General features: G+C 69.3%; 14 protein-coding genes. 7 read left to right on the top strand and 7 right to left on the bottom strand.

All coding sequences use genetic code 11. The annotated features are described in order from the left end of the window. Positions 1-12: 12 nt before the first annotated feature. Both LYSCAS_RS06250 and cls read right to left on the bottom strand, forming a co-directional pair. Entirely contained in the window at positions 13-273 is a 261-nt protein-coding gene (locus LYSCAS_RS06250; RefSeq protein WP_213436786.1) for a hypothetical protein, read from the bottom strand. A 40-nt stretch (positions 274-313) separates the two neighbouring features. Beyond that, entirely contained in the window at positions 314-1,744 is a 1,431-nt protein-coding gene (gene cls, locus LYSCAS_RS06245) for a cardiolipin synthase (RefSeq protein WP_213436784.1), read from the bottom strand. Positions 1,745-1,798: 54 nt separating this feature from the next. On the opposite strand from cls, the gene LYSCAS_RS06240 reads away from it, so the two are divergent. The 3 genes from LYSCAS_RS06240 (at position 1,799) to LYSCAS_RS06230 (ending at position 4,153) form a co-directional block, all read left to right on the top strand. Next, positions 1,799-2,902, top strand: coding sequence for a PA0069 family radical SAM protein (locus tag LYSCAS_RS06240; protein ID WP_213436782.1), 1,104 nt, complete (start codon positions 1,799-1,801; stop codon positions 2,900-2,902). 61 nt (positions 2,903-2,963) lie between these two features. After that, positions 2,964-3,737 (top strand): sensor histidine kinase, encoded by a 774-nt coding sequence (locus LYSCAS_RS06235; protein WP_213436780.1) that lies wholly within the window; start codon positions 2,964-2,966, stop codon positions 3,735-3,737. Then, positions 3,734-4,153, top strand: coding sequence for a response regulator (locus LYSCAS_RS06230; protein ID WP_213436778.1), 420 nt, complete (start codon positions 3,734-3,736; stop codon positions 4,151-4,153). The genes LYSCAS_RS06235 and LYSCAS_RS06230 overlap by 4 nt, the downstream gene beginning before the upstream one ends. A 9-nt stretch (positions 4,154-4,162) precedes the next feature. On the opposite strand, the gene LYSCAS_RS06225 is transcribed toward LYSCAS_RS06230, so the two are convergent. The 4 genes from LYSCAS_RS06225 to LYSCAS_RS06210 all read right to left on the bottom strand — a co-directional run bounded on the left by LYSCAS_RS06225 (position 4,163) and on the right by LYSCAS_RS06210 (position 8,201). After that, a complete protein-coding gene (locus tag LYSCAS_RS06225) occupies positions 4,163-5,212 on the bottom strand; it encodes a class 1 fructose-bisphosphatase (RefSeq protein ID WP_213436776.1) in 1,050 nt (349 codons plus the stop codon). 78 nt (positions 5,213-5,290) lie between these two features. Beyond that, positions 5,291-6,784 (bottom strand): ArnT family glycosyltransferase, encoded by a 1,494-nt coding sequence (locus tag LYSCAS_RS06220; protein ID WP_244858690.1) that lies wholly within the window; start codon positions 6,782-6,784, stop codon positions 5,291-5,293. Between the two features lie 5 nt (positions 6,785-6,789). Further along, positions 6,790-7,224, bottom strand: a complete 435-nt coding sequence (locus LYSCAS_RS06215; protein ID WP_213436772.1) for a ketosteroid isomerase-related protein — start codon at positions 7,222-7,224, stop codon at positions 6,790-6,792. After that, positions 7,221-8,201, bottom strand: coding sequence for a threonine/serine dehydratase (locus LYSCAS_RS06210; protein WP_213436770.1), 981 nt, complete (start codon positions 8,199-8,201; stop codon positions 7,221-7,223). Before LYSCAS_RS06210 ends, LYSCAS_RS06215 begins: the two co-directional genes overlap by 4 nt. Positions 8,202-8,319: 118 nt before the next feature. Here LYSCAS_RS06210 and LYSCAS_RS06205 point away from each other — a divergent pair, with 118 nt between their 5' ends. The 4 genes from LYSCAS_RS06205 to LYSCAS_RS06190 all read left to right on the top strand — a co-directional run bounded on the left by LYSCAS_RS06205 (position 8,320) and on the right by LYSCAS_RS06190 (position 15,332). After that, positions 8,320-8,898: a hypothetical protein gene (locus LYSCAS_RS06205; RefSeq protein ID WP_213436768.1), complete on the top strand. Its 579-nt coding sequence runs from the start codon at positions 8,320-8,322 to the stop codon at positions 8,896-8,898. A 437-nt stretch (positions 8,899-9,335) separates the two neighbouring features. Then, positions 9,336-11,225, top strand: coding sequence for a tRNA uridine-5-carboxymethylaminomethyl(34) synthesis enzyme MnmG (gene mnmG, locus LYSCAS_RS06200; protein WP_213436766.1), 1,890 nt, complete (start codon positions 9,336-9,338; stop codon positions 11,223-11,225). Positions 11,226-11,266: 41 nt separating this feature from the next. Then, on the top strand, positions 11,267-12,619 hold the full coding sequence (locus LYSCAS_RS06195; protein WP_213436764.1) for a hypothetical protein: 1,353 nt from the start codon (positions 11,267-11,269) through the stop codon (positions 12,617-12,619). Positions 12,620-13,100: 481 nt separating this feature from the next. Then, a complete protein-coding gene (locus LYSCAS_RS06190) occupies positions 13,101-15,332 on the top strand; it encodes a M4 family metallopeptidase (protein WP_213436762.1) in 2,232 nt (743 codons plus the stop codon). Positions 15,333-15,420: 88 nt separating this feature from the next. Here LYSCAS_RS06190 and LYSCAS_RS06185 read toward each other — a convergent pair whose 3' ends face one another. Further along, positions 15,421-19,230, bottom strand: a complete 3,810-nt coding sequence (locus tag LYSCAS_RS06185; protein ID WP_213436760.1) for a translocation/assembly module TamB domain-containing protein — start codon at positions 19,228-19,230, stop codon at positions 15,421-15,423. Positions 19,231-19,232: the final 2 nt, after the last annotated feature.

The following is a 19,232-nucleotide window of genomic DNA, read 5'->3' as shown; positions in this document are numbered from 1 at the left end:
GCGCCGCGGAACTCACGACGCGGGCGGCTCGGCCTGCGAGGCGGCGGCCTTGCGCGCTTCGGCCTGCTCGCGCAGTCGGCGCAGTTCGACCGGATCGATCATCGCGATGTCGTCGCGGCTGCGGGCGCCGGCGCGCGCCGCGTACAGGCCCAGCACCCACGCGACCATCAGCAGCAGCGCGGCCAGCAGGCACACGCCCATCAGCACGCCGGAGCTCGTCGTGGCAGCGACCGCCATGGCCCCGATCGCCAACGCCAACATCAGCCAATGCATGTGGTGACCCCTCGTCTGGACGGGTCGGAGTTTACGCCGCTCACAGCAGGGGCGACACCAGCCGGGCGAGCGCTTCCGGCAATCGTGACCGCCATAACGGACGCGCCCGGTCGTCGCGCACGCGGGGCGCCAGGGCGAAATCCAGTTCGATCACCCGTTCCAGTTCCGAGGCCACCCGCGCGTCGTGGAACAGCAGCGACACCTCGAAGTTGAGCCGGAAACTGCGGTGGTCGAAATTGGCGCTGCCGATGATGGCCAGCGTGTCGTCGACCAGCAGCGTCTTGCTGTGGAGCAGGCGCGGGCCGTATTCGTACACGCGCACGCCCGCGGCCAGCAGGTCGTCGAAATACGACCGCGCCGCGTAGGTCACCAGCTTCGAATCGCTCATCTTCGGCACGAGCAAGCGCACGTCCAGACCGCCCAGCGCCGCGGAGGTCAGCGCCATCATCGCTGCCTCGCCCGGCACGAAATACGGCGTGGTCAGCCACACGCGGCGCTGCGCGGAATGGATCGCGCCCACGTGCAACCGGTGGATCGCCTCCCACGGCGAATCCGGGCCCGAGGCCACCACCTGCACCGGATAGTCGCCCGTCGCGAACGCCGGCGCCGGCGGCATCACCGGCGGATGCCCGGTGGCATACGCCCAGTCTTCTACGAACACCGCCTGCAGCGCGCGCGTCACTTCGCCTTCGACGCGCACGTGCACGTCGCGATACGCATCGCTGCGCAGGCGCTCGTCCTCTTCGTCGGTGACGTTGATGCCACCCGTGTAGCCGATGCATCCGTCGATCACGACGATCTTGCGATGCGTGCGCATGTTGAGCCACGGCCGGCGCCAGAACCGCCCGAGCCGCATCGGATGGAACCACGAGAACTGCCCGCCCGCTTCGAGCAGCGGGTCGAAGAAGCGCGACTTCGTCTTCGCCGAGCCCACCGCATCCAGCAGCAAGCGCACCTGCACGCCTGCAGCAGCGCGTTCGATCAAGGCATCGCGCAGCGCCGTGCCGGTGCGATCGGCCAGGAAAATGTAGTACTCGACATCGATCGAATGCTGCGCCTTCGCGACGTCCTCCAGCAGCGCGGTGTACTTCGCACCACCATCGAGCAGCAGGCGCACGTCGGTCGCGGTGGTCGGCGGCAGGCTGGTGGTCGACACGCCCAGGCGCGACAACTCGCGCGCGATGAGGTCGCCCGGCGTCGTCGCCGACAGCTTCGGCGCACGGCTGCGCGCGCGCCGGATCCGGTGCCGCGTGATCCGCTGCGGCCCGAGGTAGTGGTAGATGATGAAGCCCACGTACGGCAGCAGCGCCAGGCCCAGCAGCCAGCTCATCGTCGCCGCCGGCTCGCGTTTCTGCAGCACGATCCAGCTGCCCAGGCCCACGAGGTACGCCGCCCAGCCCACCGTCAGGTAGACGCCGAGGTTCGGGATCGCGAGCAGCCAGTGCCAGGCAGCGACGAGGGTGGCGAGCATGAAAGGTTCAGGCGTGTCGCACGCGTTGCGACCGCGCGAGCGTACCCTAGCGCCGTGGACGACGCGCGCAAGGCAACCGCGCCGATCAAGGGCCGGGGTGCGGCCTCGCGGGTGGCGGGACGGTTCGAGAAAACGACCCGTACCGGCGAGGACGATGGCTGGGGATCGGTGTACGACGAATCGATCGACGGCAGCGATGCGCTGCCGCCGCACCCCGCCACGCACGTCACCGAAGAACGCGCGCGCTCCATCGTCACGCGCAACGACTCGCCTGACGTCGGCTTCAACGTCTCGCTCAATCCCTATCGCGGCTGCGAGCACGGATGCGTGTACTGCTTCGCGCGTCCCTCGCATGCGTACCTGGATCTCTCGCCCGGCCTCGATTTCGAAACGAAGCTCTACGCGAAGACCAACGCCGTCGAACGCCTGCGCGCGGAACTCGCCAAACCCGGTTACGTCGCCGAACCGATGGCCCTCGGCATCAACACCGATGCCTACCAGCCCATCGAGCGCCGCTACCACATCACGCGCGATGTCCTGGAAGTGCTCGCCGAAACGAAACACCCCGTCAGCTTCGTCACCAAGAGCGGCCTGATCGAACGCGACGTCGACCTGCTCGCCCGCATGGCGAAGGACCGCCTCGTCAGCGTGTACTTCTCGATCACAACGCTCGACAACCACCTGGCATCGAAGATGGAACCGCGCGCCACCGCACCGCACGGCAAGCTGCGCGCGATGCGTGCGCTGCACGAGGCCGGCGTGCCGGTCGGCGTCATGGTGGCGCCCGTCATTCCGATGATCACGGACCACGAACTCGAACACATCCTCGAAGCCGCGAAGGATCACGGCGCCGGCGCCGCGGGCTACACGCTGCTGCGCCTGCCGCACGAGCTCAAGGACGTGTGGCGCGAATGGCTCGAGCTGCACTATCCCGAGCGCGCCGCGCACGTGATGAGCCTGATCCGCCAGATGCGTGGCGGCAAGGACTACGACAGTCGGTTCGGCACGCGCATGCGCGGCGAAGGTCCGTTCGCCCAGCTGCTCCAGCAGCGTTTCCGCAAGGCGCATGCGCGGCTCGGGTTCGGGCGCCTGCCGCCCCTGGATGCCAGCCACTTCGTCCCGCCGCGCAAGCCGTCGCCGCAGGCCGAATTGTTCTGAGGCCACCCCGGCCGCGCGCCGGTTGCGTACACTCGGGCCTTCGTCGTCGCCGGCCCCCACCGTGACTTCGCACCTTCCGCCGCAAACCGATGCCTTCACCGACGCCGCGCTCGCCGACCGCGTGCGCGCGCTCGAAGCCGAATGCGCCGCCCTGCGCGCCGAACACGCCACGCTCGCGCTGGGCCTGTCGCACGACCTGCGTGCACCGCTGCGCACCATCGACAGCTTCGCGTACCTGGTCGAACAACGCAGCGGCGACGCATTGGACGACACCGCGCGCGACCACCTGCGCCGCGTGCGCGACGCCGGCGCGCGCATCGCGCGGCTCACCGCGCGCCTGCAGGCCTACCTCAATGCCGGCAGCGCCCCGATGCAACGTGCGCCCGTCGACCTGACATTGCTCGCCGACTGGTGCGTCGCCGAACTGCGCGACGCCAGGCCCGCGCGCGACGCCGACATCGCGATCGCCCCCGGCCTGCAGGCGATCGGCGACGAACGCCTGCTGAAGACCGCGCTGCACGAACTGCTCCACAACGCGTGGACCTACGCGCGCCCAGACGCCCCCGTCGCCTTGCGCATCGACGGCGAACGCACGCCGGACGGCATGCGCCTGCACATCCGCGACGCGGGCATCGGCTTCGACATGCAGCACGCGGGGAAGCTCGGCGAGCCGTTCCAGCGCTTGCACGCCGCCGATTTTCCGAACGGCGCCGGCCTCGGCCTCGCCATCGCGCGCCGCATCCTCGCGCGGCACGGCGGCACGCTCGCGCTCGAAGGCGTGCCGAACGGTGGCGTGCACGTGCAGGCGTGGCTGCCCGATGGAGACGCGTCGTGACGCTCGCACCCGTGCTGCTCGTCGAAGACAACCTCGACGACATCGAACTCACGCGCCTGGCGTTCGACGAAGCCGGCATCGTGCATCCGCTGGTGGTCGTGCACGACGGCGCGCTGGCGCTCGACTGGCTGTTCGCGCGCGGCGTGCATGCCGGCCGCGATCGCACACTGAAGCCCGCGCTCGTGTTGCTGGACCTCAACCTGCCCAAGCTGGACGGCCGCGACGTGATGCAGGCCATCCGCGCGGAAGACGCCTTCCGCGACCTTCCGGTGGTCGCGCTGAGCAGCAGCGGCGAACCCTTCGACATCGACACCAGCTTCGCGTCCGGCGTCGACAGTTACCTGCAGAAACCCGTGGACTTCGCACGCTTCGTCGAAGACATGCGGCGCCTCAAGGGGCAGTGGCTGGAAGACTAGCCGCCGAGGTCACGCGACCGCGGGCGCGCCCTTGGCGTCGTGCGCGCGATGGTACTGCGTCGCCGCTTCCACTTCCTCGCGCGAGCCCAGGAACACCGGCACGCGCTGGTGCAGGTGCGTGGGCGCGACATCCAGCAAACGCGTGCGGCCGTCGGTGGCGGCGCCTCCGGCCTGTTCGATCAGGAGGCTCATCGGGTTGGCTTCGTACATCAGCCGCAGCTTGCCGGCCTTCGACGGATCCTTGCGATCCCACGGATAGATGAAGATGCCGCCGCGCGTGAGGATGCGATGGACGTCGGCGACCATGCTGGCGATCCAGCGCATGTTGAAGTTCTTGCCGCGCGGGCCGGTCTCGCCCGCGAGCAGGTCGCGCACGTAGTCCTGCATCGGCGCTTCCCAGTGGCGCTGGTTCGACATGTTGATCGCGAATTCCTTCGTCGCCGCCGGCACGCGCATGTCGCGCGTGGTGAGCACGAACGACCCCTGCTCGCGATCCAGCGTGAACGCATGCGTGCCGTGGCCGATCGTCAGCACGAGCATCGTGCTCGGCCCGTAGATGCAGTAGCCGGCCGCGACCTGCGCGGTGCCGGGCTGCAGGAAGTGCACGTCTTCCGGCTGCGTCACGCCGTCCGGGCAACGCAGCACCGAGAAGATGGTGCCCACCGACACGTTGACGTCGATGTTGCTGCTGCCGTCGAGGGGATCGAACAGCAACAGGTACGCGCCGCGCGGATAGACGTCCGGGATCGGCTGGCAGTGGTCCATCTCTTCCGACGCACACGCGGCGAGATGGCCGCCCCATGCATTGGCTTCGAGCAGCACGTCGTTGGCGATGACGTCGAGCTTCTTCTGCGCCTCGCCCTGGATGTTGCCGCTGCCGGCTTCGCCGAGCACGCCACCGAGCGCGCCCTTGGCGACGGATACCGAGATCGACTTGCACGCACGCGCGACGACTTCGATCAGCAGGCGCAGGTCGGCCTGGATGTGGCCGGCGCGCTCTTCCTCGATGAGGTGGCGGGTCAGCGAGATGGAAGGAACGGAGCGGGGCGTATCAACCATCGGCGTGGTCTCGGGGGCGGCGTGGGACGCCTATTGTCGCCCAGCCCGCGGCCCCGGTGCCTCGCGTCGCCGTGATCCTCAGCCGGCCGGCGGGTGCACGCGGAACACCGCGCGGTCCCGGTACGGCGGCAGCGGGTCCACCACGTACCCGGCCGCTTCGATGCGGGCGCGGATGGCCGGCCACGTGGCAAGCTTGCAGATCCAGACCGAGCCCGCCTCGTGCTCGGCCAGTTCCTGCTCCAGCAGTTCGTCGTAGACGCGGTTGAACGGCGACTGCGGCAGCGGCGCGAGCGCGATCTTCTCGATGTGCGTGCCCGTGCCCAGGTGCAGGTGCATCCCGTAGCGCGCCATGTCTTCGACGAACACCACTTCGTGCACCGGCCCGCCGTTGCGTTCGCGGATGGCATCGGCCCACTTCGCCGCATCCTTGTGCGTGGGCCACAGCCCGGCGGCGAACTGCACGCCCAGCAACAGCACCACCCACGCCCCGATCCAGCGCAGGCGCGGCAGCGGCCGGCCTTCGCGCGTGCGCTGCATCCCGACCAGCAACGCCAGCGGCGCGAACAGCGGCAGGATGTACAGCGGCATGCGCGAACGCGCGATGCAGAACACGAGCAGCGGCACCAGCACCCACAACGCCAGCAGCAACCACGGCGCATCGGTGGCGCGCGCTTGCGGCTCGCGCCACCAGCGCCGCACGCTCGCGGGCAGCGTGCGCGCCCAGCGCAGCAACGTCATCGTCCACGGCAGCGTGCCCACCAGCAGCGTCGGCACGTAGATCGCGGCCCATCCGTACCATTCGCCGTGGCGCGCGAATTCGTTGGTGGTGACGCGATTCACCACTTCATCGCCGATGAAGTAATGGAACAACCCCGGATTGTTGAGCACCACCGCGACATACCAGGGCAGCGCCAGCAACGCGAACACCAGCAGGCCCGACCACTGGAACAGGCGATGCATCTGCCGCCCCGGCATCACCAGGTCGTACGCCAGCAACGCGAGCATCGGCAGCAGCGCAGGCGGGCCCTTCGTGAGGAACGCGAGCGCGAAGCCCGCCCACATCGTCGCCAGCCACCAGCGTGGATGCGCGCTGCCGAAGCGCGCCTGCACGAACCCATGGATCGCCAGCGTCGAACACGCCGCGAGGATGAAATCGGTGGTGATCAGCCCCGCTGCACCGATCGGCAGCAACATCGTCGCGTACGCGAGCGCGGCCGGCGCTTCGCTGCCGGGTGCGATGCGGCGTCCCATGCGCCACACCAGCCACGCGCACAACAGGAACGACACCGCCGACGGCAGGCGCGCGGCCCAGGGGTTCGGACCGAACACCGCAACGCTGGATGCGATCGCCCAGTACGTGAGCGGTGGCTTGGTCCAGTGCCCGACTTCTTCGTTGCGACGTGGATTGAGCCAGTCGCCGCTGTCGAGCATGTTGAGCGCGACGTTGGTGTAGCGGCCTTCGTCCGGATCCCAGATGCCGCGCTGGCCGAGGAACAACAACCCGAGCACGAGCGCGATGGCCGCGATCCAGATGGCGGGCCTGCCCAGCACGGCGTTGCGAATATCGGTCACCCGGTTCAACCCTGCGCGATCTGGGAGAACCATTCTTGCAGGTTGTAGTGGTCGCTGACCCGCTGGATGCGTCCGTCGCGCAGTGCGAAGAACGCGGCGCCCGGCATCCGATAACGCTGGCTGTTCGCGGGTGGCATGCCGATGTCGTCCGCGATGTATTCGCCGACGACCGTGTATTCGGCGGCCGCGTGCGTGCCGTCGGCCGAGGCGAGCAGGCGGATGTCCACCAGCTGCTCGAGGTAGCAGTACTCCATGCGCTGCAGGAATTCGCGGAACGCGGCCTTGCCGACTTCGCGCGGGCCCTGGTTGAGCTCGTGCACCACGTCTTCGGCAAGCATCGCCACCGCACCGGCGGGGTCGTGCCGGTTGAGCGCTTCGTAATACGCGCGCAGCGTGGTGAGCGCGCGCGCGTGCGGATCCGGGTGGCCGGCGTCGTTCACGCGCGGCTCGCGAACCACGTCGCGGCGGCAGCCAGGTCGACGTTGCCGCCCGAGAGGATGGCGCCGACGCGCAGGCCCTGCAGCCGTTGCCGATGTTGCAGCAGCGCAGCGAGCACGGTGGCCGACGAAGGTTCGACGACTTGCTTCAACCGCGTCCACAACAGGCGCATCGCGTCGATCGTCGCGGCGTCGTCGACGACCAGCACCTGCGGTGCATGCGCCTGCAGCAACGCGAAGTTCGGTTCGCCGAGCGTGCCGCGCAGGCCATCGCAGATGGTGTCCGGGGTGAAATCGACGACGCGATGTCCCGCGGCAAGCGACGCCGCGGTTTCCGCCGCGCCCGCGGGCTCGGCGAGGAACAACATCGACTGCGGCGCCATCGCGCGCAAGGCGAGCGCGGTGCCGGACGCAAGACCGCCGCCACCGACGGGCACGATCACCGCGTCGAGCGCGCCGTCGCACTGGTTGAGCAGTTCGAGCGCGGCGGTGCCCTGGCCGGCGATCACGCGCGGATCGGTGTACGGATGCACGAGGACCGCGCCGGTGTCGCGCTGCACGGCGGCGCAGGCGGCTTCGCGCGCGGCGATCGTCGCGGCGCAGTGGTGCAACGTGGCGCCGTAGGCTTCGATCGCGACCAATTTCGACAGCACCGCGCCCTCGGGCACGACCACGTGGCACGCGATCCCGCGCGAACGCGCGGCCAGCGCGAGTGCCGCGCCATGGTTGCCGGAGGAATGCGTGACCACGCCGCGCGCGGCCTGTTCGTCGGTCAGCGACCACACCGCATTGCACGCGCCGCGGAACTTGAAGGCGCCGCCACGTTGCAGGTGTTCGGCCTTCCAGTGGACTTCCGCGCCGATCAGCGTGTCCAGGGTGCGCGAACGCAGCACCGGGGTGACACTGGCGAACGGCACGATCCGCGCCGCGGCGGCGAGGACGTCGCCGAACGCCGGCAAGGTCTGGGCTGGGGGGTTCATGGCTCCGAATGCTAAACGCTGATCACACGAAGCAGGGAGTACAACGGCGTTGCCGGGAAAAATTAAGCACGGATTCAACGCCCCGGGCGGAACCTCCGTCCACGAACAGGGGATCGACATGACCATCCAGAGAATCCTGCCGCTCGCGGCCGCCCTATTCCTCGGCGGCTGCGCGGGGGCCTACACCTACCAGTCCGGCAACGGCAGCGGCGACTACTACTACGGCGACCCGCGCGTGGAATACCGCTACCACACGCCCAGCGGCGTCTACGGCAGCTACAGCCCGTATGGCTACGGCTACGGTTACGGCGCCTATGGCTACGGCTACGGCGGGTACTACGGCGCCTGGGATCCCTATCGTCATTCGCGCCACTACGTCGGTCCGCGCTACTACCACGGGCCCTACGTGTACGGGCCTTATGGCTACCCCTCCGGATACACGGGTCCGAACCACTACTACCCGCAGCAACGCTACGTCCCGCGCCAGCCGCGCCCGAACCACGGCTATCGCCCATATCGCCCGCCGGGCGTGACCGGGCCGAACATCGGTGTCTCCCCGCCGCCCCCGCCGCCGTCCTTCCCGGCGCCGCAGTCGTTCCCGACCCCGCAGTCGTTCCCGACGCCGCGCAGCCAGGGCAATGCGGCCGAAGGTCGCACCGAACGCGCAAAGATCCGGACCGAAGGCAAGGAAGAGTGACGCAGGAGGGTTGCACCCGGGGGAAGACAGTCGCACAGTAGGCCCCGAGTGACCGGCTACGTCGCTTTGCGACGCAAGCCGCGGCAGGCCGCCCATGTCGACGCCCCTCGGGGACCCACGGATCCCCCCTGTTCCGCACCTCGCGGGGCGTCGGCCACCCAACGCGCAAGGCGGCCCTGCGCGCATCGCGCCTGGTGCCAGGCAAATCGCAGACAAAAAAAGGGGCCGAACGTCCCCCGACATTCGGCCCCGCGCTTCCCCTACATGTAACGCTGCCGGCCCCTGTTCCAATCCGGCGGCGCACTGGGCGCCTTGTCATGTCGGGTGCATGGGATATGTCGCAGGAAGCGTGCCAACTTTTTCGCAAGCACGTTCAGCAACCTTGACGCACACGCGCGGGACTAGAATGCGCGCGCCCGGAGCCTTTCGTTTTCGCCATGACGTCCCCTTTCTTCCGCCATGACGTGATCGTGATCGGCGGCGGCCACGCCGGCACCGAAGCCGCGCTCGCGGCCGCCCGCGCCGGCGCACGCACGCTGTTGCTCACGCACAACGTCGAGACGGTCGGCGCGATGAGCTGCAACCCCGCGGTCGGCGGCATCGGCAAGGGACACCTGGTCAAGGAAATCGACGCACTCGGTGGCGCGATGGCGCGCGCCGCCGATGCCGCCGGCATCCAGTGGCGCACGCTGAATGCGTCGAAGGGTCCCGCCGTGCGCGCCACGCGGTGCCAGGCCGATCGTTCGCTGTATCGCGCCGCGATCCGCCGCATCGTCGAAACGCAGCCCAACCTCACCGTCTTCCAGGCGGCCGTCGACGACCTGTTGATCGACGGCGACACCGTCCGCGGCGCGATCACGCAAACCGGCCTGCGCTTCGAAGCGCCCGCCGTCGTGCTGACCGCCGGCACCTTCCTCGCCGGCAAGATCCACGTCGGCGAAACGCAGTACGCCGCCGGCCGCGCCGGCGATCCGCCCGCCACCACGCTGGCCGCGCGCCTGCGCGAGCGTCCCTTCGTCGTCGACCGGTTGAAGACCGGCACGCCGCCGCGCATCGACGGCCGCACGCTCGATTACGCGGTGATGGAAGAACAACCCGGCGACGATCCGCGCCCGGTGATGTCCTTCGTCGGTTCGCACGACGACCACCCGCGCCAGGTCTCGTGCTGGATCACGCACACCAGCGAACGCACGCACGACATCATCCGTGGCGCGCTCGATCGCTCGCCGCTGTACACCGGCCAGATCGAAGGCATCGGCCCGCGCTACTGCCCCTCGATCGAAGACAAGGTGGTGCGCTTCGCCGAAAAGGCCTCGCACCAGATCTTCGTCGAGCCCGAAGGCCTCGACGTCGCCGAGATCTATCCCAACGGCATCTCCACGTCGTTGCCGTTCGACGTGCAGCTCGCGCTCGTGCAGTCGATCCGCGGCTTCGAGCGCGCGCACGTCACGCGCGCCGGCTACGCGATCGAATACGACTTCTTCGATCCGCGCGGGCTGAAGGCCTCGCTGGAAACCAAGACCGTGTCCGGCCTGTTCTTCGCCGGCCAGATCAACGGCACCACCGGTTACGAAGAAGCCGCCGCGCAGGGATTGCTCGCCGGCCTCAACGCCGCGCGCCACGTGCAGCAGCGCGACGCGTGGTCGCCGCGCCGCGACGAGGCGTACCTGGGCGTGCTGGTCGACGACCTCGTCACCCACGGCACCAACGAGCCGTACCGCATGTTCACCTCGCGCGCCGAATACCGCCTGCAATTGCGCGAAGACAACGCCGACCTGCGCCTCACGCCGACCGGCCGCGACCTCGGCCTCGTCGACGACGCACGCTGGTCGCGCTTCGAAGCCAAGCGCGAGGCGATCGAACGCGAATCGAATCGCCTGCGCAGCACCTGGGCCACGCCGACCAACGCGCTCGGCCGCGAACTCGAGGCCACCCTCGGCATCACGCTCACGCGCGAAGCCAACGCGCTCGACCTGATGAAGCGGCCCGAGCTCGACTACGCGAAGCTGATGACCGTGCCCGCGCTCGCCCCCGGCGTCGACGACGCCAAGGTCGCCGAGCAGGTCGAAATCGGCGTGAAGTACGCCGGTTACCTGGATCGCCAGCGCGACGAAATCGCGCGCCAGCAGAAACACGAAACCACGCCGATCCCCGACGCGTTCGATTACGCCGGCGTGCGCGGCCTGTCCGCCGAAGTGCAGCAGAAGCTCGCGCGCGTGCGGCCGCAGACGATCGGCCAGGCGCAACGCATCCCCGGCATGACGCCCGCGGCGATCTCCTTGCTGCTCGTGCACCTGTCCCGCGCACGCGCCACGCGCGTCGCCTGATCCTGACGCCGCCTGCGCCGCGGCCGGAGTACGCTCGCGCCATGAACCGACCGGCCCCCGTTTCGATCGCCGCAAGCACGCTCGCCTGCGCGCTGCTCCTCGCCGCCTGCCAGCGCGACGCGGGCACCGCACCCGCCGCCGCGGTCACGCCGGCCACCGCTGCGAAACCCGGCACGCTGGTCGTCAACGAATGGGCGCTGCCCACCGTCGACGGCGCCGCGCAGCCGGATCTCGCCGTCGGCCCCGATGGCCGCCTGCTCCTCAGCTGGATCCGGAAACTCGGCGATCGCAACGCGCTCGTCTATGCCACCTACCTCGGCGACGACACGTGGGAATCGGCGCCAAAGACCATCGTCGTCGGCCGCACGCTCAGCGCCAACTGGGCGAACACGCCGCACATCCTGATGACCGAAGACGGCGGCCTGTGGGCGCACTGGTTGCAGGCGCCGGCCAACGCCGCCTCGCCGCACGCCTCCGACGTGCTGCTCACGCGTTCGCCCGACAACGGCGTGCACTGGTCCGCGCCCGTCGCCGTCAACGACGATGCCACCGGCACCGAACACGGCTTCGTCGCGTTGTGGCCCGCGGGCCAGGACACCCTCGGCATCGCGTGGCTCGATGGCCGCAACACCGCGGGCGCCGGGCACATGCACGGCGGCGAAGCGACGAAGGTTGCGATGTCCACCGCACACGCCGGCCACGACGAACACGACGAGCACGCCGGCGAAATGACCGTCCGCGGCGCGATGTTCGACGCCGCGATGAAGCGCAGCGACGACGTCGAGATCGACGCCTCCACCTGCGACTGCTGCGGCACCGACGTCGCCGCCACGCCGCGCGGCGCCTTGCTCGTGTACCGCGATCGCACCGCGGACGAAATCCGCGACATCGTCGCCGTCCGTCGCGGCGCGAAGGCCTGGGGCACGCCCGTCGTCGTGCATGCCGATGGCTGGAAGATGCCCGCGTGCCCGCTCAACGGCCCCGCGGTCGCGGCCAATGGCAACAACGTCGCGGTCGCCTGGTATACGGCGCCGGGAGAACACCCGATCGTGCGCCTGGCGCGCAGCGCGGATGCGGGCGACCACTTCGACGCCCCGCTCGACGTGGATGCCGGCCCGATGGTGCAGGGCCGCGTCGACGTCGCGATGGACGACAGCGCCACCTGGCTCGTGTGGCTGCGCGAAGACGCCCGCGGCCAGTCGCTCCAGCTCGCGCGCTTCGACGCCAAGGGAAGCAAGCCGCAGCAGATCGAAGTCGCGCGCCTGCAGGGTCGCGGCCGCGGCACCGGATTCCCCAAGCTCGCCGTGCGTCGCGGCGTCGCCTTCGTGGCGTGGACCGACATCGTCGAAGGCCGCACGCGGCTGGCCGGCGCCAAGGTCGGCCTGGCGCCCTGAGCGCGAAAAGCGAGACGCGTCTCCCAGAACCTGACTGCGAGCCACCGACCCATGACCGGTGGCACTGTGACGTTGCGTTTCGCGCAACGGCCTGCTGCGGTGCAACAACGCCCCCGTTAGCACCACGTGAAACGCAAGCGGCTGCTATTGCAGTGCAGCGCCCGTTATTCCTGCAGAAAAAACGGTTTCCCGAGCAACATCCTGTTGCGTCGCGACAAGCGGTTGGATGAACGCGACAGCCGGCGAGCGCGCCCGCGTTGACGATTCGCGCAAACGTCTCCTAGCGTCCGCCGACCGATCGCGACATTTCGAATTAGAAGCGAGCGGGATCCGAGCGACGCAGGTCCGCTGCAGGGGTGGACCGACGACAGGGGCCGGAGGCAGGACCGCAAGGAACGCAAGCCGCGGACTTTTCCGCGGTTCACTTCAAAACACCATTCGGGGGTACCACCTAGTGAATCACCACCATCGCCTGGCAGCGTTGGCTGCTGCCGTTTCCCTCGCGCTCACCGTCGGCAATGCCGCCGCGGCACAGCGCGTGGACCTGCAGAAGCTCAATGCAGGCCAGCTCAACCAGCAGTACAAGGCCGCCTCGGCCCGCATGGGCGTCGCCGCCACCGCGCGCGATCGCCACGCCGAATTCCTCGGCATGGATTCCAACTCCACGCTGCGCGAGCTGAACTCCAGCACCGACCGCGACGGCACCAAGCATTTCCGCTACCAGCAGACCTTCCGCGGCCTGCCGGTGTTCGGTGAGCACGTGGTGGTCACCGAAGGCAAGGACGGCAACGTCCGCAACATGTTCGGCCGCATGGTCAACGGCCTGGCCGGCGAACTCCCGGCGATCGCGCCGAAGATGACCGCCGCCAACGCCCTCGCGCTCGGCAAGAGCGCCGGCCTCGGCAACCGTGTCGGCTTCATGCACACGGAGAACGAGAAGTCCGAGCAGATGATCTTCATCGACGACAACGACCGCGCGCACGTCGCGTACGTCGTGTCGTTCTATGCCGACACCGCCGGCGGTGGTTCGCCGACGCGTCCGTTCGTGATCATCGACGCCAACAGCGGCCGCATCCTCAAGCAGTGGGACGGCCTGACGCACGCACTCATCGGCACCGGCCCCGGCGGCAACGCCAAGACCGGCCAGTACGAGTACACCGGCGCGACCGGCCTGCACCCGTACCTGGACGTCTCGCAGTCGGGCACGACCTGCACGATGAACAACGCGCAGGTGAAGTCGGTCGACCTGGCCGGCACCACCGGCACCAAGGTCACCGCGTTCACGTACACCTGCCCGCGCAACACCTACAAGACCATCAACGGCGCGTACTCGCCGATCAACGACGCCCACTTCTTCGGCGGCGTGATCCAGAACATGTACAACGCCTACACCGGCGGCAATGCGCTGTCCTTCCAGCTGATCATGCGCGTGCACTACGGCAGCAGCTACGAGAACGCGTTCTGGAACGGCTCGTACATGTCCTTCGGCGACGGCGCCAGCACGTTCTATCCGCTGGTCAACGCCGACGTGTCGGGCCACGAGGTCTCGCACGGTTACACCGAGCAGCACTCCAACCTGACCTACTCCGGCCAGTCCGGCGGCATGAATGAAGCCTTCTCCGACATGGGCGGCGAAGCGACCGAGTTCTACTGGAAGGGCACGAACGACTTCGACGTCGGCCGTGAAATCTTCAAGTCGCCGACCGGTGCGCTGCGCTACATGTGCAACCCGCCGCAGGACGGTGGCTCGATCGACAACGCGTCGCAGTACACGAGCAGCCTCGACGTGCACTACTCCTCGGGCGTCTACAACAAGGCGTTCTGCCTCCTGGCCAAGACGGCCGGCTGGGATACGCCGAAGGCGTTCAAGGTGATGGCGCGCGCCAACGCCCTGTACTGGACCCCGAGCAGCACGTTCAACTCCGGCGCGTGCGGCGTCGAAACCGCGGCGACCGACCTGGGTTACACCAAGGCCGACGTCACGGCGGCGTTCGCTGCGGTCGGCGTCTCTTGCGCGGGCGGCGGTGGCGGTGGTGGCGGCACGACGGCGCTGACCAAGGGCGTCACGGTCACCGGCATCGGCGCTGCGACCGGCGCGTATGCCAAGTACTCGCTGGTGGTCCCGGCGGGCGCGACCAACCTGACGTTCACCATGTCGGGCGGCACGGGCGATGCGGACATGTACGTGAAGTTCGGCAGCGCGCCGACCGACACCGTGTACGACTGCCGTCCGTACAAGACCGGCAATGCCGAGTCCTGCACGTTCGCGACCGCTTCGGCGGGCACGTACTACGTCAACCTCAAGGCGTACTCGACCTTCTCGGGCGTCAGCCTGACGGGCGACTACACCACTGGTGGCGGCGGCGGTTCGACGCAGACCTACACCAACGGCACCGACGTGGCGATCGGCGACAACACCACGGTCAGCAGCCCGATCACGGTGTCCGGTCGCACGGGCAACGCGCCGAGCAACGCGCAGGTCGCGGTCAACATCGTCCACACGTACATCGGCGACCTGAAGGTCGACCTGGTCGCGCCGGACGGTTCGGTCTACGTGCTGAGCAACCGTGCTGGCGGCAGCACGGACAACATCAACACCACCTACACGGTGAACCTGTCCACCGAAGCGCTGAACGGCACGTGGAACCTTCGCGTGAACGACAACGCCGCGGGCGACACCGGTTACATCAACTCGTGGTCGGTGACGTTCTGATCGGATAACAAATCCAACGCAACTCCTGCGGATCCCAAGGATCCGCTTCGACCCCGGGCCGCAAGGTCCGGGGTCTTTCTTTGCGCGGTTACTTCTCCTTCCGCCAGTTCACCGAGCCGCGGTTCTCGACCGTGCTCGACTCGATCTGGATGTCGAAGCCCTTGCGCAGCAGGTACTTCAGCGTGAGCACCTGGCCGGTGCCGAGCAGCGACACGCCGTAGCCGACGTACAACTTCGGCGAGAGGTACTTGCCCACGCCGAACACACTGCCGCCCAAGGTGCGCGAATCCATCACCCCGGCATCGTCCAGGCCGATGCGCGCACCGAGTTGCGACGCCAGCAGGCTGCCGCCGGCGGACAACGCCGCGGACGCGGCATTCAACTGCTTGCCTTCCTCGTTGCTCGCCGTGCTGATGGGGCGGCCGAGGGCGAGATACGACAGCGCTTCGGATTCGTCCATCGCCGGATCCGACCACACCTCCGCCTGCGGCGCCGTCGCGCGCCCGCGCACCTGGATGCCGGCGGTGATGTCGCCGACCTGGCGTTCGGCGCGGATGTCGAGCAGCGGGTTGGCGATCGCGGAATTCGACCAGGTGAGTTCACCGCGCGAGATCTCGAGCTCCTGGCCGTACGCCTTGTAGCGCCCCGACACATCGAGCGTGCCGCTGGCGATCATCTCGGTGCCCGGGCGCTGGCGCACGTGCAGCTGGCCATCGAGCGCGCCCGTGAGCCCGAAGCCCGACAACGCGACCGCGTCCTCCGGCAGCACCAGCGTGAGATCGAGCGCGACCGGGGTTGCGACCTGTCGTTCGGGATCGGCGGGATCCAGCACGACGACATCGGGTGAACTCGCCGTGCCGCTGTCGAGGCGTTCCAGGTCGAGCCGCGCCGACGGCACGCGCACCGTGCCCGTCACTTCGAGCGGCTTGCCCGCTGCATAACGCACCACGACGTTCGGATCGATCACCGCACGCAGGTCGCGCGTATCGGCGGCGAGCACGTTCTGCCCGGTGACGTTGAGCACCAGCGGCGTGTCTTCGCCGCGCCAGCCCAGCGTGCCGTCGAGCCGCAGCGTGCCTTCGCCCGAATGCAGGCTGCCATTGATGCGCGCGGTGCCGTCGGGTTGCGCATCCAGGCGCACGTCGCCATCCGACAACGCGATCGCGAGCGCAGGCAACTCGGTCGCGAAGTTCGACAGGTGCGCCTGCCCGCCGAGCGAGGGTTGCGCGCGGGTGCCGCCCAATGCGACGTGGCCTTCCAGCAGGCCGGTGGGCTCGACGATGTCGGGGGAAAGCAGCTCCATCCACGTCAGTGCGTCGGTGCGGATCGCGATGTCGCCATCGAGCGGTGCGTAATCGTCCCAGCCGGTGGCGATGCGCGCGTCGAGGCGGCCGTCTTCGTTGACGCGCGCGCCGACGACGACGGAGATGCGTTGCGGATCGAATTGCGCGTCGAGCGACAGGTCCTGGTACGAGAGCAGGTCGCGACGCGAACGCTCGCTGTTCTTCATGCCGCCGTCGACGGACGTGACGCGCGCGGTGCCGCGCCATGCGTTGCCGACGGGTCGCACCTGGCCGACGAGCGCGATCTCGCCATGCAGCAGCCACGGGCGGCCGTCGGTGCGTTCGGGCAGCCATGGGGTCGCGAGCGTGAGCGGCAAGCGATCGGCGCGGACGTCGAGGCCATGGCGCGGCCAGTCCGCGTTCGCGCACAGGCTGCCGCCGCCGGCCGCGTTGAGGCACGCATTCGACAACGCGCCGTTGCGACCATCCCAGCGCCATTGCGCCGCGTGGTCGAGCGTCCATGGACCGCCCTTTGCCGGCGCGAGCCGCAGGGATGCGAGCGTGCCGCTCCATTGCGCGCCGCGCTTGACCGCATCACCGGAGAGCGTGGCCTGCACCATCGGCGCGGCGATGCTCGCATCCAGCGAGAGCCGTTCGAACGCACCGCGCGCATCGATCACCGCGCGGTCGATCGCAAGGCCCGCCTGCACGTCCGCCGCTTCCACGTGCAGCGTGCCGGCGCCGTTGCGCCACGGCAGGCGACCATGTGCGCGCAACGTGCCGGCGCGCCAGTCGCCCCAGTGCAGGCCGGTGCCGTCGAGGTCGGCGGCGATGTCGGGCGCATCGCGCGCGCCGCGCAGCGTGGCGGTGCCGCGCAGTGCGCCGCCGGCGCCAGGCAACAGGTCGTCGAGGCGCAACGGATCGAACTTCGCATCCAGCGACAGCGTGCGGCCGTACGTGCCCTTCGCGCTCGCATGGCTGCCGCCGAGCGAGAGCACCACGTCGCCTTCGAACTCGTCGCCGTGCATCGCGACGTTGGCATGCGCATCCAGCGCGCGCCCGCGCAAGGTGCCGCGCAGTTGCGGTGCATCGAGCGTGGCATCGAAACCGCCGCCCTTGCGTGCGCGGCCCCGCGTCTCCAGCGTGCCCTCGATGCGGCCCGGGAAGTCCGGCACGAAATAGCCCGGATCGAAGCCCGCCAGCTGCGCGTCGAATTGCCACGCCAGCGCCGGCGACCAATGCACGTCGCCATTCGCCTCCAGCGTGCCCTCCGGCATCTGCGCGTCGAGCTTGCGCAGCAACGCGTGCGTCGTGTCGCCGCGCGCATCGAACTGCACCGTCGCGCGACGATCCTCGCGCAGCAACCTTGCATTGCCGATCGCGGCCCAGGATTCCAGCCGGCCGGCAACACCGAAGTCCGCATCGCCGATCACCGCCGGCGCCGTCGGCGTGCCGCCCCAGCGGAAGCCGCGCGCATTCACCGAGAAGCGCAGCACGCGCCGCGCCGCATCGCGCAGGTCCGCGTAACCGCGCAACGTCGCGCGGCCTTGCAGCGCATCGATCACCAGCGGTTCGACGGTGAGCACGCGATCTTCCAGGCGCACGTTCGACGGTTGCACATCGATGCGCATGTCGCCTTGCACGACGTGTCCCTGCACGCGCGCGCGTCCGCCGGTGCCGTCGGCGATCAGGTCGAACGCATACGGTTCCGCCGCGGGCGGCGCGCCGGTGAACACCGCGGGATCGAACGCCGACGCGACCGCGCGGACATGCCAGCGCGGATCGGGTTCGCCGCGCAGCACCAGCGTGGCGCGCAGCGGCGCCGGGGCGCGGCCTGCGATCGCGACGTCCAGGCGCGCGACATCCCCGCGCGCGACCATCGCAAGGCGCGGCGCCGTCGAACCCGCCGGTGCAGGCAACACCGCGGTGGCGAGGAGGTCGGTGCGGTAGCGCTGGCGCGGCACGTAATCGCCGTGCAGCGTGAAGTGGCCGCGGTCGCTGTCCACCGTCAGGTGTTCGACATGCAGGCGTCCTTGCGATGCCTGCAGGCCGGCGCGCGCGCTGCGGATGTCGATCAGGGGCGCGCCTTCCTGCGACACGCGGAAGCCATCGATGCGGATCGTGTCGGCGATCAGCGCCATCGGCGGCGCGATGTGCGGCAGGGATTCGGGCCAGCGCGGGAACTGGAACGGTTCGTCACTCACCGGCAGGTCGAGCGTCGCACCGCGCACGTCGAGTGCGTCGAGCCGCAGCGTGCGCCCCAGCAGCGGACGCAATGCGGGATCGAGCACCAGCGTCTGCGCGGTGAACACCATGCGCTTCGCGGGCTGCTTCGGATCGGATGCGTAAGCAAAACGCACGCCGTGCAACGTCAGCGGCCCGGACGCCGGCCCCTCCGCGCTCGTCCACGTCAGCGTCGCCCCCGGCGGCAACCGCGACACGATCTGCGACAGCAACACATCGCGCCCGCCGATCGTCGTGAGCAACCAGTACAGCAAGGCGACCACCACGACGCCGAGCGCGAGCGCCAGGATCGACGAGCGGATCGCCACCCGCCGCGCCAGCGCCTTGCGCGCCGCCGTGCGCTGCGCGCGCTGTTCCGGCGTGAGCGGCACGC

It is taken from the genome of Noviluteimonas caseinilytica (assembly GCF_018406605.1).
Lineage (GTDB): Bacteria > Pseudomonadota > Gammaproteobacteria > Xanthomonadales > Xanthomonadaceae > Noviluteimonas > Noviluteimonas caseinilytica.
This window is presented reverse-complemented; position numbering and strand designations above follow the sequence as displayed.